At 73.0% G+C, this 25,754-nt stretch carries 21 protein-coding genes and 1 pseudogene; 12 read left to right on the top strand and 10 right to left on the bottom strand.

Annotated features, from left to right (window positions below; all coding sequences use genetic code 11):
- Nucleotides 1–4: 4 nt before the first annotated feature.
- From AB0C04_RS06000 to AB0C04_RS06020, 5 genes are read right to left on the bottom strand one after another with little or no spacing between them, the layout of a single operon-like run.
- On the bottom strand, nt 5–1,315 hold the full coding sequence (locus AB0C04_RS06000) for a DUF58 domain-containing protein (RefSeq protein WP_357048913.1): 1,311 nt from the start codon (nt 1,313–1,315) through the stop codon (nt 5–7).
- The gene (locus AB0C04_RS06005; RefSeq protein ID WP_357048916.1) at nt 1,312–2,304 is read right to left on the bottom strand and encodes a MoxR family ATPase; all 993 of its coding nucleotides are present in this window, start codon (nt 2,302–2,304) and stop codon (nt 1,312–1,314) included. Before AB0C04_RS06005 ends, AB0C04_RS06000 begins: the two co-directional genes overlap by 4 nt.
- The gene (locus tag AB0C04_RS06010; RefSeq protein ID WP_357048919.1) at nt 2,301–3,749 is read right to left on the bottom strand and encodes a DUF4350 domain-containing protein; all 1,449 of its coding nucleotides are present in this window, start codon (nt 3,747–3,749) and stop codon (nt 2,301–2,303) included. The genes AB0C04_RS06005 and AB0C04_RS06010 overlap by 4 nt, the downstream gene beginning before the upstream one ends.
- Nucleotides 3,746–4,522, bottom strand: coding sequence for a DUF4129 domain-containing protein (locus AB0C04_RS06015; protein WP_357048922.1), 777 nt, complete (start codon nt 4,520–4,522; stop codon nt 3,746–3,748). The genes AB0C04_RS06010 and AB0C04_RS06015 overlap by 4 nt, the downstream gene beginning before the upstream one ends.
- Nucleotides 4,519–5,361 (bottom strand): hypothetical protein, encoded by an 843-nt coding sequence (locus tag AB0C04_RS06020; protein WP_357048925.1) that lies wholly within the window; start codon nt 5,359–5,361, stop codon nt 4,519–4,521. Before AB0C04_RS06020 ends, AB0C04_RS06015 begins: the two co-directional genes overlap by 4 nt.
- 207 nt (nt 5,362–5,568) lie before the next feature.
- Here AB0C04_RS06020 and mtrA point away from each other — a divergent pair, with 207 nt between their 5' ends.
- The 5 genes from mtrA to raiA all read left to right on the top strand — a co-directional run bounded on the left by mtrA (nt 5,569) and on the right by raiA (nt 11,453).
- Nucleotides 5,569–6,258: an MtrAB system response regulator MtrA gene (mtrA, locus tag AB0C04_RS06025; RefSeq protein WP_357048928.1), complete on the top strand. Its 690-nt coding sequence runs from the start codon at nt 5,569–5,571 to the stop codon at nt 6,256–6,258.
- Nucleotides 6,259–6,348: 90 nt separating this feature from the next.
- Entirely contained in the window at nt 6,349–8,034 is a 1,686-nt protein-coding gene (gene mtrB, locus AB0C04_RS06030) for an MtrAB system histidine kinase MtrB (protein WP_357049154.1), read from the top strand.
- Nucleotides 8,031–9,845, top strand: a complete 1,815-nt coding sequence (locus AB0C04_RS06035) for an LpqB family beta-propeller domain-containing protein (RefSeq protein ID WP_357048932.1) — start codon at nt 8,031–8,033, stop codon at nt 9,843–9,845. The genes mtrB and AB0C04_RS06035 overlap by 4 nt, the downstream gene beginning before the upstream one ends.
- Before the next feature lie 46 nt (nt 9,846–9,891).
- Nucleotides 9,892–10,563, top strand: a complete 672-nt coding sequence (locus AB0C04_RS06040; protein WP_357049157.1) for a ComF family protein — start codon at nt 9,892–9,894, stop codon at nt 10,561–10,563.
- A gap of 248 nt (nt 10,564–10,811) precedes the next feature.
- Complete coding sequence (gene raiA / locus AB0C04_RS06045; RefSeq protein ID WP_357048935.1) at nt 10,812–11,453, top strand: ribosome-associated translation inhibitor RaiA; 642 nt, start codon at nt 10,812–10,814, stop codon at nt 11,451–11,453.
- Between the two features lie 58 nt (nt 11,454–11,511).
- On the opposite strand, the pseudogene AB0C04_RS06050 reads toward raiA, so the two are convergent.
- Both AB0C04_RS06050 and AB0C04_RS06055 read right to left on the bottom strand, forming a co-directional pair.
- Nucleotides 11,512–12,620: pseudogene (locus AB0C04_RS06050) on the bottom strand (GNAT family N-acetyltransferase).
- Complete coding sequence (locus AB0C04_RS06055; protein WP_357048938.1) at nt 12,617–13,771, bottom strand: GNAT family N-acetyltransferase; 1,155 nt, start codon at nt 13,769–13,771, stop codon at nt 12,617–12,619. The pseudogene AB0C04_RS06050 and the gene AB0C04_RS06055 overlap by 4 nt, the downstream one beginning before the upstream one ends.
- Nucleotides 13,772–13,939: 168 nt before the next feature.
- Here AB0C04_RS06055 and secA point away from each other — a divergent pair, with 168 nt between their 5' ends.
- Entirely contained in the window at nt 13,940–16,861 is a 2,922-nt protein-coding gene (gene secA, locus AB0C04_RS06060) for a preprotein translocase subunit SecA (protein WP_357048941.1), read from the top strand.
- 397 nt (nt 16,862–17,258) lie between these two features.
- Here the strand turns inward: secA and AB0C04_RS06065 are convergent, their stop codons facing one another.
- Both AB0C04_RS06065 and AB0C04_RS06070 read right to left on the bottom strand, forming a co-directional pair.
- Nucleotides 17,259–17,858: an Rv3235 family protein gene (locus tag AB0C04_RS06065; protein WP_357048944.1), complete on the bottom strand. Its 600-nt coding sequence runs from the start codon at nt 17,856–17,858 to the stop codon at nt 17,259–17,261.
- A 101-nt stretch (nt 17,859–17,959) separates the two neighbouring features.
- On the bottom strand, nt 17,960–18,187 hold the full coding sequence (locus tag AB0C04_RS06070) for a helix-turn-helix domain-containing protein (RefSeq protein ID WP_357048947.1): 228 nt from the start codon (nt 18,185–18,187) through the stop codon (nt 17,960–17,962).
- A 215-nt stretch (nt 18,188–18,402) separates the two neighbouring features.
- Here AB0C04_RS06070 and AB0C04_RS06075 point away from each other — a divergent pair, with 215 nt between their 5' ends.
- Complete coding sequence (locus AB0C04_RS06075; protein ID WP_357048950.1) at nt 18,403–18,912, top strand: hypothetical protein; 510 nt, start codon at nt 18,403–18,405, stop codon at nt 18,910–18,912.
- 11 nt (nt 18,913–18,923) lie between these two features.
- On the opposite strand, the gene AB0C04_RS06080 is transcribed toward AB0C04_RS06075, so the two are convergent.
- A complete protein-coding gene (locus AB0C04_RS06080) occupies nt 18,924–20,171 on the bottom strand; it encodes a hypothetical protein (protein WP_357048952.1) in 1,248 nt (415 codons plus the stop codon).
- A 269-nt stretch (nt 20,172–20,440) separates the two neighbouring features.
- Here AB0C04_RS06080 and pruA point away from each other — a divergent pair, with 269 nt between their 5' ends.
- The 5 genes from pruA (at nt 20,441) to ftsX (ending at nt 25,691) form a co-directional block, all read left to right on the top strand.
- The gene (pruA, locus tag AB0C04_RS06085) at nt 20,441–22,069 is read left to right on the top strand and encodes an L-glutamate gamma-semialdehyde dehydrogenase (RefSeq protein WP_357048955.1); all 1,629 of its coding nucleotides are present in this window, start codon (nt 20,441–20,443) and stop codon (nt 22,067–22,069) included.
- Nucleotides 22,070–22,246: 177 nt separating this feature from the next.
- Entirely contained in the window at nt 22,247–22,762 is a 516-nt protein-coding gene (locus tag AB0C04_RS06090) for a PadR family transcriptional regulator (RefSeq protein ID WP_357048958.1), read from the top strand.
- 64 nt (nt 22,763–22,826) lie between these two features.
- On the top strand, nt 22,827–23,948 hold the full coding sequence (gene prfB, locus AB0C04_RS06095) for a peptide chain release factor 2 (protein WP_350868945.1): 1,122 nt from the start codon (nt 22,827–22,829) through the stop codon (nt 23,946–23,948).
- Nucleotides 23,949–24,066: 118 nt separating this feature from the next.
- Complete coding sequence (ftsE, locus tag AB0C04_RS06100) at nt 24,067–24,747, top strand: cell division ATP-binding protein FtsE (protein WP_109802316.1); 681 nt, start codon at nt 24,067–24,069, stop codon at nt 24,745–24,747.
- Nucleotides 24,748–24,815: 68 nt separating this feature from the next.
- Nucleotides 24,816–25,691 carry a permease-like cell division protein FtsX gene (gene ftsX, locus AB0C04_RS06105; protein WP_350868947.1) on the top strand — a complete coding sequence of 292 codons (876 nt, stop codon included), beginning with the start codon at nt 24,816–24,818 and terminating at the stop codon, nt 25,689–25,691.
- Nucleotides 25,692–25,754 lie beyond the last annotated feature (63 nt).

Below are 25,754 nucleotides of genomic sequence, written 5' to 3' on the forward strand. Positions count from 1 at the left end.
TCGGTCAGAGCTGGCCGAGGGCCTTGAGGCGTAGGTAGGTGTCGGCGAGGGTGGTGGCCAGGGCGCCGGCCGGGGCGTCGACCACCGTGACGCCGTGCCGGGCCAGGGCGCTGCGGACCCGGTCCCGCTCGGCCAGCGCCCGCCAGCCGGCCGCCGCGGCGTAGGCGTCCTCCGGTCGGGTCGGCGTGCCGGCGGTCAACGCCGACAGCACCGGGTCGTGGGTCGCCGCGATCAGCACCCGGTGCCGGGCGGCCAGCCGGGGCAACACCGGCAGCAGCCCCTCGCCGAGCGCGCCCGCCTCCAGCGCGGTGAAGAGCACCACCAGGCTGCGCTGGCGCTGCCGGCGGAGCACCTCACCGGCGATCAGCTCGAAATCCGTCTCGACCAGCGCCGGCTGGAGCGGGGCGAGCGCGTGCACCAGCCGGGGAAGCAGCGCCGGTCGGCCGGTGCCGGTGACGGTGGCCCGGACCGCGGTGTCCGCGGCCAGCAGGTCGACCCGGTCGCCGGCCCGGGCGGCGAGCGCGGTGAGCAGCAGGGCCGCGTCGATGGCGGTGTCCAGTCGGGGCTCGTCGCCGACCCGGATCGCCGACGTACGGCCGGTGTCGAGCACGCAGACCAGCCGTCGGTCCCGCTCCGGCCGCCAGGTACGCACCAGCACGTCCGCCTGCCGGGCGCTGGCCCGCCAGTCGATCGACCGCACGTCGTCGCCGACCACGTACTCGCGCAGCGTGTCGAACTCGGTGCCCTGGCCGCGTCCCCGGCTGACCTGGGTGCCGTCGATCACCCGCAGCCGGGCCAGCTTCTCCGGCAGATGCCGTCGGGAGTCGAACCGGGGCAGCACCCGCAGGGTCCACGGTGGCGTGGCGGGCCGGCCGGCGCGCTGGCGGAACGCCAGCCGCAGCGGGCCGAACGAGCGGACGGTCAGCGCGGCGGCGGCCCGGTCGCCGCGCCGGGTCGGAGTGAGCCGGCTGGGCAGCAGCAGCGTGCCGCCCGCGGGCACCGTGACGATCCGGTGCGGCGGGATGTCCGGGCGGGCGCCGGCCGACGGCACCCAGGCGTCGCGCACCTGGGCGCGCAGCGTACGCGGGGAGGGGTTGTCGATCCGGAGGGTGACCGTCGCGGTGCCGCCGAGGCGGACCACCCGCTCGCCCTCGCGCTGCGCGGTCAGCTTCGCCGGCGGGACCGCCAGTAGCCGGTCCACCGCCACCAGCAGCAGCACGCCGCCGGTCATCAGCAGCACCCCGGCGAACGGCGACGGCCAGAGCGGCAGGGTCAGCGCCCCGACCGCCAGCAGCACCGCCGCCCGCCATGTCATCGCGGCGTCGGCACGGTGGCGAGCACCGTGTCCAGTACCGCGTCGACCCCGACGCCCTCCAGCTCCACCTCCGGCCGCAGCCGGAGCCGGTGCCGCAGGGCGGGCCGGGCCACCGCCTTCACGTCGTCGGGAACCACGTGGTCCCGCCCGGCCAGCCAGGCCCACGCCTTGGCGGTGTTCAGCAGCGCGGTGGCACCACGCGGCGAGGCGCCCAACTCCAGGGCGGGGGTGCTGCGGGTGGCCCGGCAGAGGTCCACGAGGTAACCGAGGAGCGGCTCGGCGACGTGTACCCCGCCGACCCCCGCCCGGGCGGCGGCCAGGTCCGCCGCGGTCGCCACCGGTCGTACGCCGGCCGCGGCCAGGTTGCGCGGGTCGAAGCCGGCGTGGTGGGCGCGGAGCACCCCCAGCTCCTCCTCCCGGCTGGGCAGCGGCACGGTGAGCTTGAGCAGGAACCGGTCGAGCTGCGCCTCGGGCAGCGGGTAGGTGCCCTCGTACTCGATCGGGTTCTGGGTGGCGGCCACGATGAACGGGTCGGGCAGCGGGCGCCGTCCGCCCTCCACCGACACCTGCCGCTCCTCCATCACTTCCAGCAGCGCCGACTGGGTCTTCGGCGGGGTCCGGTTGATCTCGTCGGCGAGGAGGATGTTGGTGAAGACCGGGCCCTCGCGGAAGGTGAACGCGGCGGTGTGCGGGTCGAAGATCAGCGAGCCGGTGACGTCGCCGGGCATCAGGTCGGGGGTGAACTGCACCCGCTTCGAGTCCAGGTCCAGCGCGGTGGCCACGGTGCGGATCAGCAGCGTCTTGGCCACCCCCGGTACGCCCTCCAGCAGCACGTGCCCCCGGCAGAGCAGGGCGATCACCAACCCGGTGACCACCGCGTCCTGGCCGACGACCGCCTTGCCGACCTCGGCCCGCAGCCGGTGCAGGGCGGCGCGCGCGTCGTCGGGGCCGATGTGCGGCAGCTCGGTGGTTCCGGCGGGTCGGGTCACCGGGGTCCTCCTTCGGTCGGGTCGGTTCGTGGCGGTTCGGCGGGGTGCGCACGGTCGGGCGGGACGTCGACGACGGTACGGACGATCCGGTCCAGCGACCGGGCCAGATCCAGTAGCTGCCGGTCGGTGTCCGGGTCGGCGCCGTACAGCAGTTCCTCGGTCTCACCCGGGCCGTCGCCGGTGCGGGCGGCGACGGCTGCGGCCACCCGGTCCGGCGGCGTGTCCACCGGCAGGTTCAGCCGGGGCAGCAGGCGGGTCAGGGTGGCGGCCCGCAGCGTCCGGGCCGCCGGTCCACGCGCGCCGGCCTGGCGGTAGAGCCGGGCCCGACCGAGGACCGTCTCGGCGGCCCGTACGGTCACCGGCAGCGGTTCGGGTGCCGGCGCTCCGAGCCGGCGGGCCCGCCAGAGCACGGCCAGCAGTAGCGCCAGCGCGAGCTGCGCGAGCAGTGCCCAGAACCACGGTGGGAAGGCGGCCCAGAGCGGGTTCGGCTGGTCCTGGTCCGCGCTGCCGGCCGAGTTCTCGCCGTTTTCGCCGCCTCCGCTCGACGAGTCGTCGGAGCCGCTGCCCGGTGCGCCGGGCCGGGGGTTCGGGGTGCCGCTGCCCGGCTCCTCGACGGGGGAGTCGCCGGGGTCGGACGTCTCGCTCGGCTGACCCGCGGTGCCGGGGGCGCCCGGCGGGGGTGGGGCGGGACCGTCCAGATCCAGCCAGAGCACCCGGCCGCGCACCCCGAGCAGGGCGGTGGCCAGTTCCCGGTTGTCGGGCTCGTCGATCCGGTCGTTGCGGAACGGGTCGTCGGCGCCCACCACCACGGTCTCGGCGGCACCGGGCAGCCGGGCCAGCCCGGCCGCGAAACAGAGGTCGGCGACGCCGCCGGACGCGTACCGCTGGCGCGCGGCCGCGGCCTGGCGCACCGCGCCCAGCTCGGTCAGCGGGCAGGCTCGCCCGGCGGTCTCCGGACCGACCACCTTGGTGGTCCAGCGCCGGTCGGTCCGGCGCAACGGCACGGCGGCGCCGGCCAGCACCCGTCGGGACGGGTCCACCAGCACCAGCCGGGTGCCGGTGGGCAGCGTGCTCAGCCCGCCCAGGGTGTCCGGGTGCAGCAGGTCGGGGGCGGGCACGAAGAGGGTGGTGGGCCCGGCGCGGGTGGCCAGCAGCGCGGGCACGAGATCGGTCTCCCGCTGCACCGTGACTCCGCGCTGGCGCAGGGCGTCGGCCAGCCGGCTGCCACCGTGCCCGCTGGTCTCCACCGGCGAGAGGTAGCCCGGGTCGTCGGGGTCGGGCCGGTCCACCGCCCGGGTGATCAGGCTGGTGGCGATCAGCGCGGCGACCAGCCCGAACGGCACGGCGATCCGGTACCAGCGACGTCGTGGACGGGCCGGCATGGGGCGCGGCGCGGCGGAGCCCGCGGTGGTCGATCGGGCGGCGGTCTGCGGTGCGGCGGTCACGATCGGCCCTCCCGAGCGCCGGCCGGGTCGGACCGGGTGGCCGGTCCACCGGCGTTGCCGAGGGCGTCGGCCCCGCCGCTGTGCTGCCCGGGGACGGTGGCCGGGCCGCCGTCCGGTCCGGGTACGCCACCCGGCCCGGGCATGCTGTCCGGCCCGGGCGCGGCGGCCGGCGCGCCAGTGGTGGCGGACGGCTCGGCGAGCAACCGGTGCAGGTCGCCAGCGAGTTCCCGCATCCGCCGGTCGTGCTCGGCCGAGGCGGGCCGCTGGGCGTACCAGAGCTCGGCGAAGATCGCGCCGGCGGCCGCGACCGGAGGGCCGGTGGGCGGCCGGTTCCGCGCCGCGGTCGCGCCGACCTCGAGCACGGTGAGCCCGGGCTGCCGGGGCACCACCTGCCGGCTGACCAGTTCGCCGATCATGTCGCGCAGCCGCTCCCGGACCGCCTCGGCGTAGCGGCCCTCCGCGGCGAGCCGGTCGGCCAGCGAGAGGTGTGCGGTGCCCGGAGTGTCCGGCGGCAGCGGCGCGAGCGCAGTCGGCTCGGTTGCGGTGGCGGCCTTGCGCTCGGGGCGCCGCCGGCGTCGGAAGCGGGGGAGCCGGGGCCGGCGGATCCGCGGCAGGCGGATCCGGGGCAGCCGGCGGGGTACCCAGGCCGGAAAGGTGTGCCAGGCCAGCGCGGCCAGCACTGCGGCGACGACCAGCAGCAACGCCAGCAGCGGCAGCGGCACGTGATCACCGAGCGCCGCCGTGGTCTCGGTCCACCACCGGCTGAAGCTCATCGGCCGGCCGCCCGCAGGACCGGCTCCGGCGAGCCGGCCGGCGCTCGGGAGAGCAGGATGTCCAGGCCCTCGGTGCGCATCCGGGTCTCCAGGTGCAGCACCGCGTCGAGGCAGGCCAGCGCCGGGTACGCGACGCTGTTCACGCCGGCCCAGACCAGCAGGGCGCCCGGCACCGCCCAGCCGGCGTCGAGCAGGTCGAGCCGGTTCAGCCCGAGCAGGGCGCCGGTCGCCAGTCCGACCCGGAGCACCCACCAACCGAGATAGCCGAGCAGTCGGATCAGCCCGGCCCGGGCCCCGCCGCGTACGGCCAGCGCTGCCGCCCGGGGCAGGGCGCGCGGCGCCGAGACGCGGTCGACGACGAGCGCGGGCACGAGCCCGCCGAGCAGGGCGAAGCCGGCGAACCAGGTCGGCCCGAACAGTGCGGCGGTGAGCATCAGGGCGCCGACCACCGGTGCGAGCAGCAGCGTGGACCCCCACCGGGCGCCGGCGGGCCGGAGCACGTCGCGGGGACGGGCGGGGCGGCCGAGCAGCGCCGCGCCGGCGGCCCGGGCGGCCGGGTTGCCGAGCAGCGTGATGATCACCGCCTCGGTCGCCGCGCCGACGGCCAGCAGGAGCCAGTACGAGGCGAAGTGTCCGCTGGCGAACCACCAGATCGGCGGGCCCGCGCCGGCGGCGAGCCGGAGGGGCAGCAGCAGGAGCTGTTCGCCCACGGCCAGCACGGCGGCGAACGGCACCAGGATCCGGGCCTGTTCGCGCAGCAGCAGGACCGCCGAGTCCAGCAATTCGCCCACGGTGAGCGGGCGGCGCGGAAGCACGGCGATCGGGCCGGCGTCGGGCACGCGTACTCCTGGGGGACGAGCGACGGTGGCGCGCGGCGGCGCACGCAGGGATCATGGTTACACGCCCGGTTCGATCTGGTGGTCCGCAGGTCGGGTGCCGGCGCGCGGTCCCGGCGGCGCGGATCTCTGTGGCAAGCTTGCCGGCGGCGATACTGTGCCGGGTGACGCCGGTCCCACCGAACTGAATGGGGATGGAATATTAATCCCATGAGAGCCCGGGTACTGGTGGTCGACGACGACCCCGCGCTCGCGGAGATGCTCGGCATCGTGCTGCGCAGTGAGGGCTTCCTGCCCTCATTCGTCGCTGACGGGGAACGGGCGCTGGCCGCGTTCCGCGACAGTCGGCCCGACATCGTGCTGCTTGACCTGATGCTGCCCGGAATGAGCGGTATCGACGTGGCGCGGGCGATCCGGACGGAGTCCGGCGTGCCGATCGTGATGCTGACCGCCAAGAGCGACACGGTCGATGTGGTGCTCGGGCTGGAGTCCGGCGCCGACGACTACGTGGTCAAGCCGTTCAAGCCCAAGGAGCTGGTGGCCCGGATGCGGGCCCGGCTGCGTCGGGGTGAGGACGTGGCGCCGGAGATGCTGAACATCGGGCCACCCGGCAACCAGATCAGCATCGACGTTCCCGCGCACACGGTCAGCCGCAACGGCGAGGAGGTGAAGCTGACGCCGCTGGAGTTCGACCTGTTGGTCGCGCTCGCCCGCAAGCCGCGTCAGGTCTTCACCCGCGAGGTGCTGCTCGAACAGGTCTGGGGATATCGGCACGCGGCCGACACCCGGCTGGTCAACGTGCACGTGCAGCGGCTCCGGGCCAAGATCGAGCCGGATCCGGAGCGGCCGGAAATCATCCTCACCGTGCGGGGCGTGGGCTACAAGGCGGGTACCGGATAGCCTGGTCACACTGTGGCCTCCTCCCCGCTCCCGCACCCCGAGACAGCGATTCCCCGCCGGCGAGGCGTCGGCGGGGAGCTGTGGCGTGCGCTGGTCGGGCGGGTCGCCCGGCTGATCGCCGGCGGGCACCAGACCTGGCGGCGCTCGCTCCAGGTCCGGGTGGTCACGATCACCCTGGTCGCGTCCAGCCTCCTGGTCGGCGGGTTCGCCTATTTGATCGCTGACAAGATCACCGGGATCCTGCTGGAGAACGCCAAGACCGACGTCCGCCTCCGGCTCAACAGCGGCGCGGACTACACGGCGAAACAGGTCTACCTCTACGGCCAGCCGCAGGAGGCCCAGCTCCAGGAGACCATCGAGGGCACGGTCAACTACCTGGCCGGCGGTGACCCGCAGCAGACCAGCGGGGTGGTGGTCGCGATCACCGCGGACGGCTTCCCGGGGCTCATCCAGACCCGCACGGCCCCGGTGGCCAACGTCCAGCCGCTGATCAGCCGGGAGCTGCGGGCCGCGGTCGCCAACGGCAACGTGGCCAGCCAGATCGGTACCGGCCGGCTCACCGGCGAGCGGACCAAATACCTGGTGTACGGCTCGCCGGTGCCGACCCGGTTCGGCCAGATCGAGCTCTACTACCTCGTGCCGCTGGCCCGCCAGGACGCCACCGCCGCCGACGCACGCGCCACCGTGGTGGCCACCGGTGCGGCCCTGGTGGTGCTGCTCGGGCTGCTCGCGGCCCTGGTCACCCGGCTGGTGGTGAATCCGGTCCGGGTGGCCGCCCGGACGGCCCAGCGGCTCTCCGCGGGCCTGCTCGACCAGCGGATGGTGGTCAACGGGGAGGACGACCTCGCGCTGCTCGCCGCCTCGTTCAACCAGATGGCGACCAACCTCCAGCGGCAGATCATGCGGCTGGAGGAGATGTCCCGGCTGCAACGCCGGTTCACCTCGGACGTCTCGCACGAGCTGCGTACCCCGCTCACCACGGTCCGGATGGCGGCCGACCTGATCTTCGCCGAGCGAGACGAGTTCGATCCGGCGGTGTCGCGCAGCGCCGAGCTGCTCCAGGCCGAGCTGGACCGGTTCGAGGAACTGCTCACCGACCTGCTGGAGATCAGCCGGTTCGACGCGGGCTTCGCCATGCTCGACTCCGAGCCGACCGACCTGGTGCCGGTGGTGCACCGGGTGGCGGAGCGGCTGGCCGGCCTGGCCGAGCGGGTCGGCGTACCGATCGAGCTGGACCTGCCCGGCGCCGAGGTGATCGCCGAGGTGGATCCGCGTCGGGTCGAGCGGGTGCTGCGCAACCTGGTCGGCAACGCGGTGGAGCACGGCGAGGGCCGACCGGTGCTGATCACGCTGGGCATGGACGAGGCCGCCGTGGCGATCACCGTCCGGGACCACGGCGTGGGGCTCAAGCCGGGCGAGGAGAAGCTGGTCTTCAACCGGTTCTGGCGGGCGGACCCGTCCCGGGCCCGGCAGACCGGCGGCACCGGGCTGGGCCTGTCGATCAGCCTGGAGGACGCCCGGCTGCACGGCGGCTGGCTGGAGGCGTGGGGCGCGCCCGGGCAGGGCGCCCAGTTCCGGCTCACCCTGCCGGCCCGCGCCGGGGACCGGCTGACCACCTCGCCGCTGCGCCTGGTGCCCGAGGACGCCCGGCTGCCGTTCGGCGGCCCGCGCGACGGCGGCCCGTTGGCGATCGGCCCGGGCTCGGACGGCGCACTGGCCATCACCCCGGCGCCGGCCGTCGACGCGCAGACCACCCGGGCGGAGGTGCGTTCGTGAGGCGACGGTTCATGGCCGGGGCGCTCTGTGGCGCCCTGGCGGTCGCCGCGTTCACCGGGTGCGGCATACCGGAGCGCTCCGACGTGCAGATCGACGAGCGGCGGGAACCGGCGGCCGAGCCCGGCTCGGTCAACGGCCGGCCCAGCGAGCCGCCGAGCCGGGCGTCGAGCGGCGCGGACGCCGCGAAGTTCGTCGCCAACTTCCTCGCCGCTGCGGCCGGCGAGCCGGACCGGGCGTACTACCGGGTCAAGCAGTTCATCGCTCCGGAGGCCAAGGGCAAGCTCCAGGAGAAGCAGGGCAGCGAGGTCGCGTTGACCGTGGTCCGGACGATGGACCGGCCGGTCTTCACCGGCAACAGCGACGGCACCACCACGGTGCGGATCGTCGTGCAGCAGCTGGGTCTGCTCCGCACCGACGGCGTCCTGGTGCCGCCCGTCTCCACCGAGACGCAGTACGAGTTCAAGTTGCGCAGCGCCTCCCCCGCTGGCCCGGGCGACGACGGCGGCGGCCTCTTCCTCCTGGACCCGCCGAACGTGCTGCTGCTCAGCGACACCGCGCTGCGGGACTACTACCAGGGCGAGTCGATCTACTTCTGGAACACGGCGCGGACCCAGCTGGTGCCCGACCAGCGCTACCTGCCGCTGGCCGTGCCGGCCGAGCGGCGGCTCAACGAGGTGGTGAAGTGGCTGGTCGGCGGTCCGTCCGACTGGCTGCGGCCGGGCGTGGTGGGCCTCCCCGACCGGACCGAGATGATCAACAACGCCACCGGCGGGAACGGCCGCTGGGAGGTCAACCTGGACATGTCCAGCGACGACCGGGCGAGGGTCGACCAGCTCGTCACCCAGCTCGCCTGGTCGCTGCCGGAGCTGGACGGTCAGCTGGAGCTGAAGATCCGCAACAACCCGGCGGCGACCGCGGACCTCGCCGAGCGGCGGCGGTCGGCCCCGCTCTATCCGCTCACGCAGGGCCCGCAACGCTTCGGCGTGTACGAGGGGTCGGTCCGCCCGCTCGACTTCACCGGTGAGTCCAGTGGCCCGGTGCCGGTGAAGCCCGAGGAGAACCGCAACGTGGTGTCGGCCGGATTTGCCCGGGCCGGCGAGGAGGTCCTCGCCGCGCTGGTGGTGAAGGCGTCCGGTGGGCGGCAGCGGTTGTCGGTCGGCGCCGGCGCCAACCCGGTGACTCGCTTCGCCAAGAGCCCGGATCACGGCGCGTTCGGCCGGCCGGTCTGGCTGCGGGCCGCCGACCCGCAGCAACCCCAGGGGCTGGTGGTGGCCGACGGCAAGCTCTACCGGTTCAACGTGAGCGGACAACTCACCCAGGTGGTACTCAACCTCCCGGCCGGTGAGGTGACCGCGGTCGCCGCGTCGCTGGACGGCCAGCGGATCGCCCTGGTCGCCGGCGGCGCGCTCTACGTGGCCGCGGTCAACCTCGACGGCGGCGGGGTGGCGGTCGGGCCGCCCCGACGGGTGGTCACCTCGCTGACCGGTCTCTCGGCGGTGGACTGGGGCGGCGAGGACCGGCTCTTCGTGGCCGGCTCGGGCGGCCGGTCGGCGATCAACGAGATCAGCGTTGACGGCGCCGCGCAGACCCCGATCGCCGACGAGGTGGGCGCCAAGGTGACCCACCTGTCCGCCTACCCGACCAACCCGAGCGTCCAGGTGCCGGCCGGGGCCTTCATGTACGAGGCGAACGGGGTGGCCTACCGGAGCAACCCGCTCGACCGGATCCAGCCCGAGCAGGTGCTCGACGTCGCGCCGCCGCCGACCGGGGTCCGCCCCGGCAACCCGTCCGCCCCCTTCTTCCTCTACTGACGCCGTGCGCGGCCTGGGCGGGCTCTGGACGGACCTCGGGGACCTGGTGCTGCCCGCCGACTGCGCCGGCTGCCGGCAGCGCCGCCCCGGGCTGCGGCACGGGGTCTGCCCCGGGTGCGTGGCGGTGCTCGACGCGCTGAGCCCGCATCCGGTCCGCCCCACCCCCGCCCCGCCCGGGCTGCCAGCCTGTTTCGCCCTCGGCCCGTACGCCGGCCCGCTGCGGGAGGCGCTGCTCGCGTACAAGGAGCACGGCCGGCACGGGCTGGCCCGGCCGCTGGGCGCGTTGCTCGCCGAGGTCGTCGCCGGTGCCGTCGGCCCGGTCCAGCCGGTAGCGCTGGTCCCGGTGCCGGACACCGCTGCGGCGGCCCGAGCCCGCTACGGCGACCACCTGGACCGGCTGGCCCGGGCCTGCGCCGACCGGCTGCGCCGGGCCGGTTGGCCGGTGCGGGTGCTCCGGCCGCTGCGGGCGCTGCCCCGGCCAGACTCGGTGACGCTGGACAGCGCCGGTCGCGCGGCCGCCGCCGAGGCGGCGTTCCGGCCCCGGCCGGACCGGTGGCCCGGACGGCGCACCGCGGACGCGGCGGCGCTGGTGCTGCTCGACGACATCGTCACCACCGGGGTCACCCTGGCCGCCGCGGCCCGCACGCTGCGCGCGACCGTCGGTTCACCCATGGTCGCCGCGGTGCTCGCGGCGACCGAGAAACGGCAACGGCCGTAACCGTTCGTGTTTCCGTTTCACCCGTAGGTGTAATGAGCTGTGAAAATCCTGGCCGTTCCGGCAACCAGGGGTGACTGCCGGGGGAACAGGAGTTAGCGTTTTCCTGTCGGGGGTAGGAGGTCTTCCCACCCGCTCCCGGCGGGGAAAGGAGGCGTAGCCGCACTGACCGGTCGACGCCGAGCGGGGGTCTCCCCCCGGGCGAACGGCCGGGTCGACCGGATCGAAGACGTCCGAACAAGGGAGGTCACGTGGACATCGTGGTCAAGGGCCGAAATGTCGAAGTGCCGGACCATTACCGGGTGCACGTAGCCGAGAAACTCGCCAAGATTGAACGCTACGATCACAAACTTATTCGAGTCGATGTCGAGCTGTTCCACGAGCGCAATCCGCGCCAGGCCGATCATTGCCAGCGGGTGGAGATCACCTGCGTTTCCCGTGGCCCGGTGATCCGGGCCGAGGCCTGCACGAACGACTTCTACAGCGCGCTCGACGCCGCCATCGCCAAGCTCGACACCCGGCTGCGCCGTGCGGCCGACCGGCGCCGGGTCCACCGGGGCCGGCACGCGCCGCTCTCGGTCGCCGCCGCCACCGCCGGCCTGCCGGTCGCCGACCTCGGCACCGACCCACTGGGTGCGCTCAGCGACGACGGTCGTGCCTCCACCGCCACCGCGGTCGCGGAGCGGGTCGAGGAGGAGCACGACGACCAGCCCTGGCACATCGCGCGGGAGAAGGTGCACCCCGCCGAGCCGATGACCATCGACGACGCGCTGTTCCAGATGGAACTCGTCGGCCACGACTTCTACCTGTTCCAGGACAAGGAGTCCGGCCGTCCGAGCGTGGTCTACCGTCGGCACGCCTACGACTACGGAATCATCTCGCTGGCCACCTGAGCGCCGGCCGGGTCGACCCGGAGAGCCGCGGTGGTCACCACCGCGGCTCCCCGACCCGTCAGTGGACCTCCGCCGGCAGCAGGCCGAAGACGAGATCGTCGAGCCGGGTGTCGTCGAGACCGGGCAGTCGGCCGCGGAGCAGACCCTCCCGGTGGAAGCCGACGTTCTCCAGCACCCGCTGCGAGGCGACGTTCTCCGGCACGGTGGCGGCGGCGAGCCGGGCCAGGCCCGCCGACCCGAAGCCCCAGCCGGCGAGGAGTCGGACGGCCCGGGTGGCGTACCCGTGGCCGCGCCACTCTGGCAGCAGCGCGTAGCCGATCGTGCCCTCGCCGGCGTGCGGGTCGCTCACCGAGAGCCCGCAACTGCCGGCCGGCGCACCGCTCGCCGCGTCGAGGATCAGCATCCGGGCCAGCTCACCGGTGAGCCACTGGCTCTCCGACAGCAGGCAGCGGCGGTCGATCGCGGCCCGCTCCGGCGGCACCGGCGGAGCCTGGTTCGCGACCACCTCCGGCCGGGTGTGCAGCCGGAACATCACGTCCGCATCCGCCGGGGTCAACCGCCGCAGGGTCACCACGCCGTCGGTCAGCCGCCCCTGCGGCAGGTCGGGCAGCGGTCGCGGGGCCGGCCCGGGCGGGTCGTCGGCGAGGCGTACCCAGGTCAGCAGGTCGTGTCGACCGCTGCCGCGCGTCTGGCCGGCGCCCGGCGTAGCCCCTCGTAGCGGAAGCCGGCGGCCAGGGCCACCCGCTGGCTGGCGGCGTTCTCCGGGTCGGTGAGCAGCTCCAGCCGGGCCCACCCGGCGCCGAAGGCGTGTTCGCCGAGCGCCCGGGCGGCCGCGGTGGCCACCCCGCGCCCGCGCGCCGAGGGCGTCAGCCAGTAGCCGATCTCGGCGGTGCCGAGGTGCGGAGCCGGCCGGTCGAGACCCACCGCGCCGAGCAGTCGGTCCGTGGCCGGGTCGGCGATGGCGTACGCCGCCCCGCCGCCGGACCGGACCGCCGGGGCGCCCTCGGCGATCCACCACCGGGCGTCAGCCTCGGTGTACGGCGCCGGCAGGGCGGTGAGGAAGCGCTGGCTCAGCGGGTCGGCGCAGCCGGCGACCACGTCGGCGACGTCGTCGGGGCGGAACGGCCGCAGCCGGACCCCGTGGGTTTCGATGACCTCCGGCGTCACGTCAGGTCCTCGGCGAGCAGGGCCCCGACCCAGGCGTCCGTCCGCTCGCCGCGGTGGGCGACCCCGGCCCGGGCGGTGCCCTCGAAGGTGAAGCCGGCCTTCTCGGCGGCACGCCTTGAGGCGGTGTTGCCCACGTTGGCCCGCCACTCGATCCGGGCCAGGCCGAGGGTCGTGAAGCCCCAGGCGCAGAGCGCGGCCAGCGCGGCCGGCATGAAGCCCTGGCCCCGGGCGGCCGGAGCGGTCATGAAGCCGACGTCGGCGAGGAGCGGGTCGCTGGGGGAGAGTCGCAGGTCGATCGAGCCGGCGTACCGGTCGTCGGCGTCGGCGAAGACGAAGCAGGCGTTGGTCCCGGCTGCCCAGCCGTTCCGGACGAAGTCGAGGAACCCCTCGGCGTCCGACCGCTCATAGGGGTCGGGCACGGTGGTCCAGCGGATGCTGTCGGGGTCCCGGCAGGTCTCGACGACGGCGTCCAGGTCGCGCTCCTCCATCGGCCGGATCCGCAGCTCGGTGGCGCCGGCGGTGGCGAAGAGGGTGGGCTGCGGCCGGCCGAAGACGGCGGCCCGCCGGGCCTGGACGGTGCCGGCGGCGGCCGGGCCGGCCGTGCCGACCGCGGGCACCTCGCCGGGGAACAGCGAGCCGATCCAGCCCTCGGCGCTGCCCCCGGGGGCCGGATCGGCGAGCCGGAGCCGACCCTCGATCCGGAACCCGGTCCGGAGCGCGACCAGCCGGGACGCGTGGTTGCCCACCTCCGCCTGCCAGATCAGCCGCCGCAGCTTGAGCGTGTCGAACGCCCAGCGGGCGACCGCCCGTGCGGCCCGCACGGTCACACCGCGGCCGCGCGCCCAGGGCGCCGTCCAGTAGCCGATCTCCGCGGAGCCGAGGCGGGTGTCGATCGTGACCAGGCCGCAGGAGCCGAGCACCTCCCCGGTTGCCGCGTCGCAGACCGCGAACGGGGCTCCGGTGCCGTTCGCCCAGTCCTGACCGCTGACCTCGGTGACGAACGTGCTGGCGTGTTCCGGCAGGTATGGCCGGGGTACGGTCGTCCAGCGCTGGATGTCCGGATCCTGGCACGCGCGGTGCACCGCCTCAGCGTCGGTGGCGCGCCACGGGCGCAGCAACAGGCCGTCTTCGGTGATCTCCACAGGCTCCACGGCAGCATCGTGCCGGATCGTTCGCCCACGGCGTAACCGGATATCCGCCGGTCTTCGCGCCGGGCGTGCGATATGTCGCTTTCCAGGGTGCGGTCCACCGCCACCAGTGACCATCGCCCCGATGTAGCGCCTACGATGGTTCGAGACTGTCTAGGGGAGCGTTGATCCGTGTCGATTCTGGAAAAGGTCCTTAACGCGGGCGAGGGCCGGATGGTACGCCGGCTCAAGGCCGTCGCCAACGCCGTGAGCTCGATCGAGGACGACTACGTCAACCTCACCGACGACGAGCTGAGCGGCATGACCGAGCAGTTCAAGGAGCGGCTGGCCGACGGGGAGACCCTCGACGACCTGCTGCCGGAGGCGTTCGCGGTGTGCCGGGAGGCGGCTGCCCGCGTGCTCGGCCAGCGCCCGTACGACGTCCAGGTGATGGGCGGCGCGGCGCTGCACTTCGGCAACATCGCCGAGATGAAGACCGGTGAGGGCAAGACCCTGACCTCGGTCATGCCGGTCTACCTCAACGCGCTCTCCGGCAAGGGCGTGCACGTGATCACCGTCAACGACTACCTCGCCCAGCGCGACGCCGCCTGGATGGGCCGGGTGCACGAGTTCCTCGGCCTCAGCGTCGGCGTCGTGCTGCCGAACCGGCCGGCCACCGAGCACAAGGCCGCCTACGAGTGCGACATCACCTACGGCACCAACAACGAGTTCGGCTTCGACTACCTGCGCGACAACATGGCCTGGTCGAAGGAGGAGCTGGTCCAGCGGGGCCACAACTTCGCCGTGGTCGACGAGGTCGACTCGATCCTGATCGACGAGGCCCGCACCCCGCTGATCATCTCCGGCCCGGCCGAGCACTCGGCCCGCTGGTACGGCGAGTTCGCCGGCGTGGTAGCCCGGTTGCAGTCGGGCAAGGACGGCGAGGGCGACTACGAGGTCGACTACGCCAAGCGGACCATCGCGGTCACCGAGCGGGGCGTGGCCAAGGTCGAGGACCGGCTGGGCATCGACAACCTCTACGAGTCGGTGAACACCCCCCTGGTCGGCTACCTGAACAACGCGATCAAGGCCAAGGAGCTCTACAAGCGCGACAAGGACTACATCGTCAGCGACGGTGAGGTCCTGATCGTCGACGAGTTCACCGGCCGCATCCTGCACGGGCGCCGCTACAACGAGGGCATGCACCAGGCGATCGAGGCCAAGGAGGGGGTGGAGATCAAGCAGGAGAACCAGACCCTGGCCACCATCACCCTCCAGAACTACTTCCGCCTCTACGAGAAGCTCTCCGGGATGACCGGTACCGCCCAGACCGAGGCGAGCGAGTTCAACAAGGTCTACAAGGTCGGCGTGGTGACCATCCCGACCCACCGGCCGATGGTCCGCGAGGACCGGCCGGACGTGATCTACAAGACCGAGAAGGCCAAGTTCAACGCCGTGGTGGAGGACATCGCCGAGCGGCACCAGCTGGGCCAGCCGGTGCTGGTCGGCACCGTCTCGGTGGAGAACTCCGAGATCCTCTCCCAGTTGCTTCGCCGCCGCGGCATCCCGCACTCGGTGCTGAACGCGAAGTTCCACGCCCGCGAGGCGGAGATCGTCGCCCAGGCCGGCCGTAAGGGCGCGGTCACCGTGGCCACCAACATGGCCGGCCGGGGCACCGACATCCTGCTCGGCGGCAACCCCGAGTTCCTCGCGGCCAACGAGCTGCGTCAGCGTGGCCTCGACCCGCTGGAGAACGAGGAGGAGTACGCCAAGGCGATGGAGGAGGTCCTGCCCACCTGGAAGCAGGCCTGCGACGCCGAGGCCGACGAGGTGGCCGCCGCGGGCGGCCTCTACGTGCTGGGCACCGAGCGGCACGAGTCGCGCCGGATCGACAACCAGCTGCGCGGCCGCTCCGGCCGCCAGGGTGACCCCGGCGAGTCCCGGTTCTACCTGTCCCTGCAGGACGAGCTGATGCGGCGCTTCCGGGCCGGCGCGGTCGAGGCGGTGATGGAGCGCTTCAACATTCCGGAGGACGTGCCCATCGAGTCGAAGATGGTCACCCGTCAGATCAAGAGCGCCCAGGCCCAGATCGAGGGCCAGAACGCCGAGATTCGCAAGAACGTGCTGAAGTACGACGAGGTGCTCAACAAGCAGCGCCAGGTGATCTACGCCGAGCGGCTCCGCGTGCTCAACGGCGAGAACCTCTCCGACCAGGTCCGCAACATGATCGACGATGTGGTCGAGGCGTACGTGCAGGGCGCCACCTCCGAGGGCTACGGCGAGGACTGGGACCTCGAGCAGCTCTGGTCCAGCCTCAAGCAGCTCTACCCGGTGGGGATCACCATCGAGGAGTTGGAGGAGGAGGCCGGCGGATCGCGCACCGGCATGGACGCCGACTTCCTGATCTCCCGGCTCAAGGAGGACGCGCACGCCGCGTACGACCGGCGCGAGGCGGAGCTCGGCGACGAGGGCGTCCGGCAGCTCGAGCGGATGGTGCTGCTCCAGGTCATCGACCGGAAGTGGCGTGAGCACCTCTACGAGATGGACTACCTCCAGGAGGGCATCAGCCTTCGGGCCTACGCCCAGCGCGACCCGGTGGTGGAATACCAGCGCGAGGGCTTCGACATGTTCGCCACCATGATGGACGGCATCAAGGAGGAGACGGTCGGCTTCCTCTACAACCTGGAGGTCCAGGTCGCGGAGCCGGAGCCGGAGGCCGAAGAGGTCGCTCTGCTGGACAAGCCGGTGGAGCTGCGGGCGAAGGGCCTCAACCGGGCCCCGCAGCAGCAGCCCCTGCAATACTCCGCGCCCACCATCGACGGTGAGGCGGGCGGCGGTTCGGTCGCTGTCGAGCAGACCGAGCAGCAGGCGCCGGCGCTCGGCGTCGGCCGGCCGGCGAAGGCCGCTCCGGGCGGGCCGGGGACGACCGCCCCGACCGCTCCGCAGCGCCCCGCCACCGGCGTGCGCGGTCCGGCCGTCGCGGGCAACACGGCCCGCCGCGCGGCGACCGGTCAGGCGGAGGCCAGCAACGGCCCGTCCCGCAACGCGCCCTGCCCGTGCGGCTCCGGCCGCAAGTACAAGCGGTGCCACGGCGCGCCCAACGGCGGCGCCTGATCACCGCGCCGGCGCCAGACGGCGTCGGCCACACCCGTTGGAAACCCGGGGCGCCCACCGACCAATGTCAGGTGGGCGCCCCGGGCGCATTCTGCGCCCCGGCCCTTGCCGGCCCCGGCCCTTGCCGGCCCCGGCCCTTGCCGGCCCCGGCCCTTGCCGGCCCCGGCCCTTGCCGGCCTCGGCCCCGCTCCGGCCCCGGCGTCGGCCCCGGCGTCGGCCTCGGCCCCGCCCGGCCTCGACCCCGGTTCCGGCCCCGCCCCGGCCCCGCCCCGGCATGGTCAACTCGGCCGCTGTGAAGGCGGGGTGTCTACGGCGCAGGTCACCCCAACGTCACGGAAGCCGAGTCGATCAACAGCGCCCGGGGCGCCCCTGACCTCGGGTGCCGTCCGGCGCGCCGTCACAGGACGTGCAGCGCGGTGCAGAGCCAGCGGCCGCGGCGGTGTTCCAGGCGCAGCGCCATCGCCCAGGTGCGCCCGACCGGGCCGGTGAGCACCGCGGCCACCTCCACCGCACCGTCGCGGGGCTCACCGGCGCGTAGCCGGCGCAGCCGGATCGTCGGGCGGGTCGACCTTCGGCGGGCCGGGCCGTTGCGGTTGGCGGCGTTCGCCAGCTCGGTCAGCAGGTCGTGCGCCCGGGCCGGGTCGAGCAGGGAACGCAGCTGCCCCGGAGGCCGGTAGCCGTTGAGCACCTCCAGGCAGGTGCCGACGAAGCGGTGGGCGGCTCGGGTCGCCTCCGGGGTGGCGGTCACCAGCGCGGCGGGTGGCAGCGGTGCGGCGGCGTGTCTGCCGGGGCCGGCGGGCACCGGCCGGAGCGCGGCTCGGCGGGCCGGCGGGCGGCCTGCATCGGGCCGCACCGGCGCGAAGAGGTCGAGGGCGAGCTGGCCGTGGGTCGGTGGCGACCAGCCGTCGCCCTCGTCGGCGTAGGGCGGGTCGAGCGGGGGCGCGGGGCGGAGTCGGATCGGGGGCCGGGATGGCCCGGGACGGCGGACGTCGCTCATCGGCTGCTCCCCGATCTTGCGTTTGCCTTCGTTTGCCTTCGACTGGCTTCATTCTCGGGCATGGCAGAGCCCTTGGTCAATGCCTCTCTGAGTGCGGCGAACTACTCCGAGTCGCGGTCGGTCAGCGGATTACCCCGCACCCACTCGGCCGTCTCGTCGTACTTCTGCTGGATGTACTCCTCCAGCCGGGCGCGCTCCACACGCCACTGGCCCCGACCGCCGATCTTGATGGCGGGGAGCTCGCCGCTGCGCACCATGTGGTAGACCTGCGAATCCGACACGTTCAGCTCGAGGGCCACGTCGGACAGCAGCAGGAACCTGGGCTCCACGGGAACTCCCTCGATTGGCGTCGCTTGCCTCAGTTTGCCACCGACTGCTGACCTGGCCCAGCCTCCGGGCGCGGCTGGCGACGCCATCGTGGCGGGACACACCGGCGGGGAACTTCCACCGACCGGATGCGAGGTGTATGACGGTCACGGCGTACGGCATGATCGGCGCCCGGGCCGGCTGCCGCCGGCGGAGGACCTGAGCGGGGAGAAGACCGGTGACCGACGAGCTTGTCCGGGTGTACGTCCCGGCGACCGTGCCGATGCTGGCCCGGCTGCGCGAACACGGGCTCACCGCTGCCGAGGCGCACGCGGTCACCCCGGCGTTGCGCGAGTGGTACGCCGAGGGCGACGAGGAGGAGTTGGAGTACGTCGCCTTCACCCGCGCCGCGCAGGACGCGTTGCAGCTGCTCCGGGCCGATTCCGCCGCGCCCCGCCGCCGGGTGGTGGTCTCCGCCGATCTGCCGGCGGCCGTGGTCGGCCGCTCCGACGGCGAGCTGGGGTCCAGCATCGTCGGGCTGAGCGGCCCGGTGCCGGTGGGCGCCGTCGCGGCGATCCACCTGGACGGCGCCGACGCGGTCGAGGACGTCGCCGCCGCGGCGGAGGTGGTGACCGAGGCGCTCGCCGGGGACCCGGACGCCCAGTTCACCGTCGACAGCGCCGAGGACCACGAGCTGGAGTGGTACGACGTGACCGAACTCGACGTGCTGCTCCGCGCCGCCTCCTGACGGCGGTTCGGTCAGCGGGCCGCCTCCGGCTCCAAGGTCTCCTCGTCCGGCTCTGCGTCCGCCGCGGACGGGCCGAGCGTCCGGCCGAAGGCGATGAGCGCGGTGAGCGCCCCGACGAAGAGCACCCAGATGCCGTTGTCCACCCGGGAGGTGCCGAGGGTGGTCTGGGCGACCGAGTCCGCTTCGCTCAGCGCGCCGGCCAGGTCGAGCAGCGAGCGCCCGCCGATCCGGATGATCACCTCGGCCAGCAGCAGGAGCAGGCCCGGCCCCGCCCCGGCCAGCAGGTACGCCGGCCAACGCGGGGCCAGCGCCGCGCCGCGCCGGGCGGCCCGACGCCGGGCCCAGGTCAGGTACCCGAAGGCCAGCAGCCCGGCCACCAGCCCGGCCAGCAGGGACTCGGTGCGGGACACCCACTTGGCCGCGTTGACCAGCGACTCCTGGGTGTCTCCGGCGCCGTAGAGGTCGAAGAGGGCGTCCCGGGCGCGGCTGAATGCGACCACGAAGACCAGCGTGCCGAGCGCCGAGGCCACCACCGCGCCGACCACCGGCGCGGTACGGGCGCCGGCCACCGCACTGCCGACGATCGCCGCCGCGGCGGCGGTGCCGGCGATGACGTTGGTCGTCGCGTTGTCGGCGTAGGTGAGGTTCACCGCCAGCGCGGCGGCGAGGCCGACCACCATGCCGGCGCCGATCGCCCCGACGAAGCGCACGGTCGTCTGGTCGTGGCCCCGGCGGGCGAGCAGGTTCCCGGCGGCGAGCGCGCCGGCGGCCCCGGCGACGAGGGCGGCCGAGATGACTCCGGGCAGCGCGAAGGCGGAGAGGCTGATCGCGGTGATGCCGGCCGCCGCGGAGAGGATCGCCTCCCGGGTCGACCAGAGCATCGCGGCCAACCAGCCCAGCGCGAGCAGCGCCAGCACCGCGGCGGCGGGGGCGAGCACGGACCCGTCGACCGGCTCCGCGGAGGCGTCGTCGGCGACCTCGTCATCGGCGAACCGGTCGTCGACGGGGGCCTGGTCGTCAGCGGGGGCCTCGTCGTCGGAGACAGACTGGTTCTCGGCGACAGCCTGCTCATCCACCGCAGCCCGGTCGTCGTCCGCTGTCTCGTCGCCTGCCGGGGCGAGGTCGTCGACCGCAGCCTCGTCCGGAGTCCGGGCCGCGACCGCCGCCGGGGCGGCCTCGCCAGCCGTGGTCGGTGCGGTGTCGCCGACCGTGGGCTGGTCCGGCTCCGCGGCCGTCGAGCCGCCGGGCTGCTTGGTCATCGTCTTCCCTTCACGGGTCGGCAGGTCACCGGTCATCCAGCCTAACCGCCCCGCGTTCCCACCTTCGGAACCCACCACCCGGCCCCCCGCACACCGGGCGCCGGCCCCGGGCGGCGGGGTCGGCGGGGCGGTCACCGGCGCGTGGGAGAATCGGCGCAGGTCCCGCCGTCGTCGCCGGTCAACCCGGGGTGGTGTGCGGCTTCCGGCCGTCCGGCCGGTGCCCGCGGGTCCGGTTCCGCCACCGCTGTCGAGATCGCCAGGAGCCTGTCATGGACGCCGTGTTCTCCGTACCCGAGCCGCGCAACGAGCCGGTCCGCACCTATGAGCCGGGCGGTGCCGACCGGGAGCGGCTCCAGCGGCGGCTGACCGAGCTGGCCGCCGAGCGGATCGACCTGCCGATGACCATCGCCGGCGAGCAGCGGATGGCCGGTGGCGAGTCGATCAACGTGGTGCAGCCGCACAAGCACGCCCACGTGCTGGGCGTCACCGCGCACGCCACCCACGACGACGCTCGGGCGGCGGTCAAGGCGGCCAAGGACGCGGCGCCGATGTGGCGGGCGCTGCCCTTCGAGGAGCGGGCCGCGATCTTCCTGCGCGCGGCCGAGCTGCTCGCCGGCCCGTGGCGCGACACCCTGAACGGCGCCACCATGCTCGGCCAGTCCAAGACGGCGGTGCAGGCGGAGATCGACGCGGCCTGCGAGCTGATCGACTTCCTCCGGTTCAACGTGCACTTCGCCCGGAACCTCCTCGCCGAGCAGCCGATGTCGTCGGCGGGGGTGTGGAACCGCTTCGACCACCGCCCGCTGGAGGGCTTCGTCTACGCGGTCACCCCGTTCAACTTCACCGCGATCGCCGGCAACCTGCCCTCGGCGCCGGCCCTGATGGGCAACACCGTGGTCTGGAAGCCGGGTCCGACCCAGCAGTTCGCGGCGCACTTCACCATGCGGCTCTTCGAGGCGGCCGGCCTCCCGCCCGGTGTGATCAACATGGTCACCGGGCGCGGCGAGGAGGTCTCCGATGTCGTGCTCGCCGACCCCGATCTGGCCGGCATCCACTTCACCGGCTCCACCAAGGTCTTCCAGCACCTGTGGCGGACCGTCGGCGAGAACATCGCCCGCTACCGCGGCTACCCCCGGCTGGTCGGCGAGACCGGCGGCAAGGACTTCGTGGTCGCGCACACCAGCGCCGACGTGGACGCGCTGCACACCGCGCTGATCCGGGGCGCCTACGAGTACCAGGGCCAGAAGTGCTCGGCGGCCTCCCGGGCGTACGTGCCGCGCTCGCTCTGGGAGGGCGGCCTGCGCGACCGGCTGGCGGCGACCGCCGACTCGCTGACCTACGGCGACGTCACCGACTTCCGCAACTTCGGCGGCGCGGTGATCGATGACAAGGCGTTCTCCCGGCACACCGCGGCGCTGGAGTTGATCTCCGGTGACGACACCTGCCGGATCCTGGCCGGCGGCACCGCCGACGACTCGGTCGGCTGGTTCGTCCGGCCGACGCTCTTCGAGTGCACCGACGCCGCGCACGAGACCTTCACCACCGAGTACTTCGGGCCGATCCTCGGCGTGCACGTCTTCGACGACGGCCGCTTCGACGAGGTGGTGGCCCAGGCCGAGTCGATCGCCCCGTACGCGCTGACCGGGTCGATCTTCGCGACGGACCGCCAGGTCGTCGACGCGGTCGCCGAGAAGATGCGGTACGCGGCCGGGAACTTCTACATCAACGACAAGCCGACCGGCGCGGTGGTCGGGCAGCAGCCGTTCGGCGGCGCCCGCGCCAGCGGCACCAACGACAAGGCCGGCTCCTGGCACAACCTGGTCCGCTGGACGTCCCCGCGGACGATCAAGGAGACCTTCGTCCCGCCGACCGATCACACCTACCCGCACATGGGCTGAGCGGTCCCCGGCCGCCGGCGGCGCGACCCGCGTCGCCGGCGGCCTACCGGCCCCGCCGCAAGGCATCGATAGTCCTCAACGGACTGTCGCCCGCCGACAGTGCACATTGGAAGTCCTGTCGGGTGGCAAACCGCCAAATCCTGGACGCCGCGACGGCAAAGTGGCAGCGTAATGCCCATGGCGGATTCCGGAGTCAACCCCACGGCGGCGGCCCTGCTCGGGCTGCTCCATGAGGGCCCGATGACAGGCGGCCAGTTGATGGCCGCCGCCGAGCGCCGGCTGGCGCCGTACTGGTCGATGACCCGCAGCCAGGTCTACCGCGAGTTGCCGGTGCTGGCCGAGCGGGGGATGGTCCGGATGGGCAAGCCCGGCCCGCGGCTGAGCCAGCCGTACGCGATCACCGCGTCCGGGAAACGGACATTCTCCAAGTGGTTGGCCGAAAACCCCGGGCGGGACACGATCCGCAACCCGATCGCGCTGCGGATGGCCTTCGGCAACCTGCACTCGGCCAGCCAGCTCAAGAACCTCTACGCGTCGGCGAACGAATACCACACCGAGGCGCTGGCGCAGGTCCGGGAGCAGGTCAAGAACGCCAAGAAGGAGGGCGAGACGTACGACGCGACCGCCCTGGAGTTCGCCGTCGCCTACCACAAGGCGGCGCTGTCCTGGCTGAAGACCGCCCCCGTCGGGTGACCTCCCGGCGGGTTCGCCAAGGGGAACGCGCTGCTCCGCGCGCGGCACAGTACGCTTATCTGTCGTGACCGCTGCCGATTACGCCGAACAGCTCAAGGAACTCGACGCCACCCTGCGCAACATCGAGGCCGTGCTCGACCTTGACCGGCTGCGCGACGACAAGGCCCGGCTGGAGCAGGAGGCCTCCGCCCCCGATCTCTGGGACGACCAGGCCAAGGCCCAGCACGTGACCTCCCAGCTGTCGTACGTCAACGGCGAGATCGGCAGGCTGGGCAGCCTCCGCGCCCGGCTCGACGACGCCCGGGTGCTGCTGGAGCTGGCCGAGGCGGAGTCCGACCCGAGCGTGCTCGGCGAGGTGGAGAGCGAGATCACCGGGCTGACCAAGGCCATCCAGGAGATGGAGGTCCGCACCCTGCTCTCCGGCGAGTACGACTCCCGGGAGGCGCTGGTCGCCATCCGGGCCGGGGCCGGCGGGGTCGACGCGGCGGACTTCGCCGAGATGCTGCTCCGGATGTACCTGCGCTGGGCCGAGCGGCACGGCTACCCGACCGAGGTCTACGAGACCTCGTACGCCGAGGAGGCCGGGCTCAAGTCGGCCACCTTCACGGTCAAGGTCCCGTACGCCTTCGGCACGCTCAGTGTCGAGTCGGGCACGCACCGGCTGGTCCGGATCAGCCCGTTCGACAACCAGGGGCGTCGGCAGACCAGCTTCGCCGGTGTCGAGGTGCTGCCGGTGGTGGAGCAGACCGACCACATCGACATCCCCGAGAACGAGATGCGGATCGACGTCTACCGCTCCTCCGGCCCGGGTGGACAGAGCGTCAACACCACCGACTCGGCGGTCCGGATCACCCACATCCCGACCGGCATCGTGGTGACCTGCCAGAACGAGAAGTCGCAGCTGCAGAACAAGGCGTCCGCGCTGCGGGTGCTGCAGGCCCGACTGCTGGAGCGCAAGCGCCAGGAGGAGCAGGCCAAGATGCAGGGCCTGAAGACCGATGCGGCCGGCTCGTGGGGCGACCAGATGCGCTCGTACGTCCTGCACCCGTATCAGATGGTGAAGGATCTCCGAACCGAGCAGGAGACCGGCAATCCGAGCGCGGTCTTCGACGGTGATCTGGACAGCTTCATCGAGGCCGGGATCCGCTGGCGCAAGCAGCGGGAGCTCGCCGGCGACAGTGCGTGACGGCATGCGGGCGGAACGCGTCATCGATCTCCACACAACCCACTAAATCGATGACGCGACTCGCATGGGCGGGGCGTGGGGCTTGGCTCTCCGGTTACACCGCGTAGACTCACCACCCGTGATTCAGCTTGAGCAAGTGACGAAGACGTACCCGAAGGCGTCCCGGCCTTCGCTCGACAACGTGTCCGTCTCAATTGAGAAGGGCGAGTTCGTCTTCTTCATCGGGCCATCCGGCTCCGGCAAGTCCACCATCATCAAGATGCTGCTGCACGAGGTCAGCCCCAACAAGGGCCGCGTCGTGGTGAACGGCAAGGACGTCACGTCGATGCGGTCCTGGAAGCGACCACACTTCCGGCGCTCCATCGGCTGCGTGTTCCAGGACTTCCGGCTGCTCCCCAACCGCACCGCGTACGAGAACGTGGCGTTCGCCCTCGAGGTCATCGGCAAGACCAAGGCCGTGGCCCGCCGGGTCGTGCCCGAGGTGCTGGAGCTGGTCGGGCTCGGTGGCAAGGAGCACCGCTACCCGCACGAGCTCTCCGGTGGTGAGCAGCAGCGGGTGGCCGTCGCCCGGGCCTTCGTGAACCGTCCGTTGATCCTGCTCGCCGACGAGCCGACGGGAAACCTGGACCCGGACACCTCGATCGAGATCATGCGTCTGCTGGACCGGATCAACCGCACCGGCACGACCGTCGTGATGGTCACGCACGACTCCAACATCGTCAACCAGATGCGCCGCCGCGTCGTGGAGATCGAGAGCGGCCGCATCGTGCGCGACCAGGCCCGCGGCGTCTACGGGTGACCCCACCCGTCACCCCCGCCGCCTGACGACGACGAACACCTCATGCCGGAGACCCGGAGGAATTCCCGATGCGCGTGAAATACGTCCTGTCCGAGGTACTGGTCGGACTGTGGCGCAACGTCACCATGACCATCGCCATGATCATTACGATGACCGTGTCGCTGTTCATGCTGGGCGCCAGCGGCCTTCTCTACCAGAAGGTCGGGGACATGAAGGACCTCTACTACGAGAACGTCGAGGTCTCGATCTTCCTGACCCAGGAGGTGACCGAGCAGCAGCGCACCGACCTCGATGGCCGGCTGAAGAGCGACCCCCTGGTCAAGGAGGTCGACTACGTCAACAAGGACCAGGCCTACGAGCGCTTCCAGCAGATGTACTCGGACGCTCCGGACCTCGTGAACGCGGTCAAGCCGGACCAGTTGCCGGAGTCGTTCCGGCTGACGCTGGTGAACCCGGAGCAGTACAAGAACATCTACGACCAGTACAAGGACACCGAGGGCGTCGACGAGATCGTCGACCAGAGCAAGCTGCTGGACAAGGTCTTCGGCGTGCTCACCTCGATCCAGAACTTCGCGCTCTTCATCGCGGTGGTCATGGCCGCCGCGGCGCTGCTGCTGGTCGCGAACACCATTCAGGTGGCCGCGTACAGCAAGCGGCGTGAGGTCGCGGTCATGAAACTCGTCGGCGCGTCCAACTGGTTCATCCAGGCACCGTTCGTGCTGGAGGCGGTGGTCGCCGGTCTGTTCGGCTCGATCCTCGCCCTGGGCTGGCTGGTCGTCGGCAAGTACGTCATCGGCGGCGGCTCGCTGTCGGCTCTCGAGGGTCTGATCACCCCGATCTCCTGGTCGGACATCTTCCTGATGTTCCCGCTGATCGCCGTGGTCGGCAGCGTGGTCACCGCCATCACCGCGTGGGTCACCCTCCGCTTCTACCTGCGGGTCTAGTCGTCATACGGGTCGTCCCGGCGTCGTCGTCAGGGCCCTTCCGCGCCAGGAATAATTGGCGCG

Origin of the sequence: Micromonospora sp. NPDC048909 (genome assembly GCF_040649635.1) — a bacterium.
Lineage (GTDB): Bacteria > Actinomycetota > Actinomycetes > Mycobacteriales > Micromonosporaceae > Micromonospora.

Excerpts from the sequence above, each read along its gene's own strand:
- ftsX (WP_350868947.1), top strand. The coding sequence starts at position 24,816 with ATGCGCGTGAAATACGTCCTGTCCGAGGTACTGGTCGGACTGTGGCGC.
- AB0C04_RS06090 (WP_357048958.1), top strand. The coding sequence starts at position 22,247 with ATGGCGGATTCCGGAGTCAACCCCACGGCGGCGGCCCTGCTCGGGCTG.
- AB0C04_RS06015 (WP_357048922.1), bottom strand. The coding sequence starts at position 4,522 with ATGAGCTTCAGCCGGTGGTGGACCGAGACCACGGCGGCGCTCGGTGAT.
- AB0C04_RS06000 (WP_357048913.1), bottom strand. The coding sequence starts at position 1,315 with ATGACATGGCGGGCGGCGGTGCTGCTGGCGGTCGGGGCGCTGACCCTG.
- pruA (WP_357048955.1), top strand. The coding sequence starts at position 20,441 with ATGGACGCCGTGTTCTCCGTACCCGAGCCGCGCAACGAGCCGGTCCGC.
- AB0C04_RS06080 (WP_357048952.1), bottom strand. The coding sequence starts at position 20,171 with ATGACCAAGCAGCCCGGCGGCTCGACGGCCGCGGAGCCGGACCAGCCC.
- mtrA (WP_357048928.1), top strand. The coding sequence starts at position 5,569 with ATGAGAGCCCGGGTACTGGTGGTCGACGACGACCCCGCGCTCGCGGAG.
- AB0C04_RS06065 (WP_357048944.1), bottom strand. The coding sequence starts at position 17,858 with ATGAGCGACGTCCGCCGTCCCGGGCCATCCCGGCCCCCGATCCGACTC.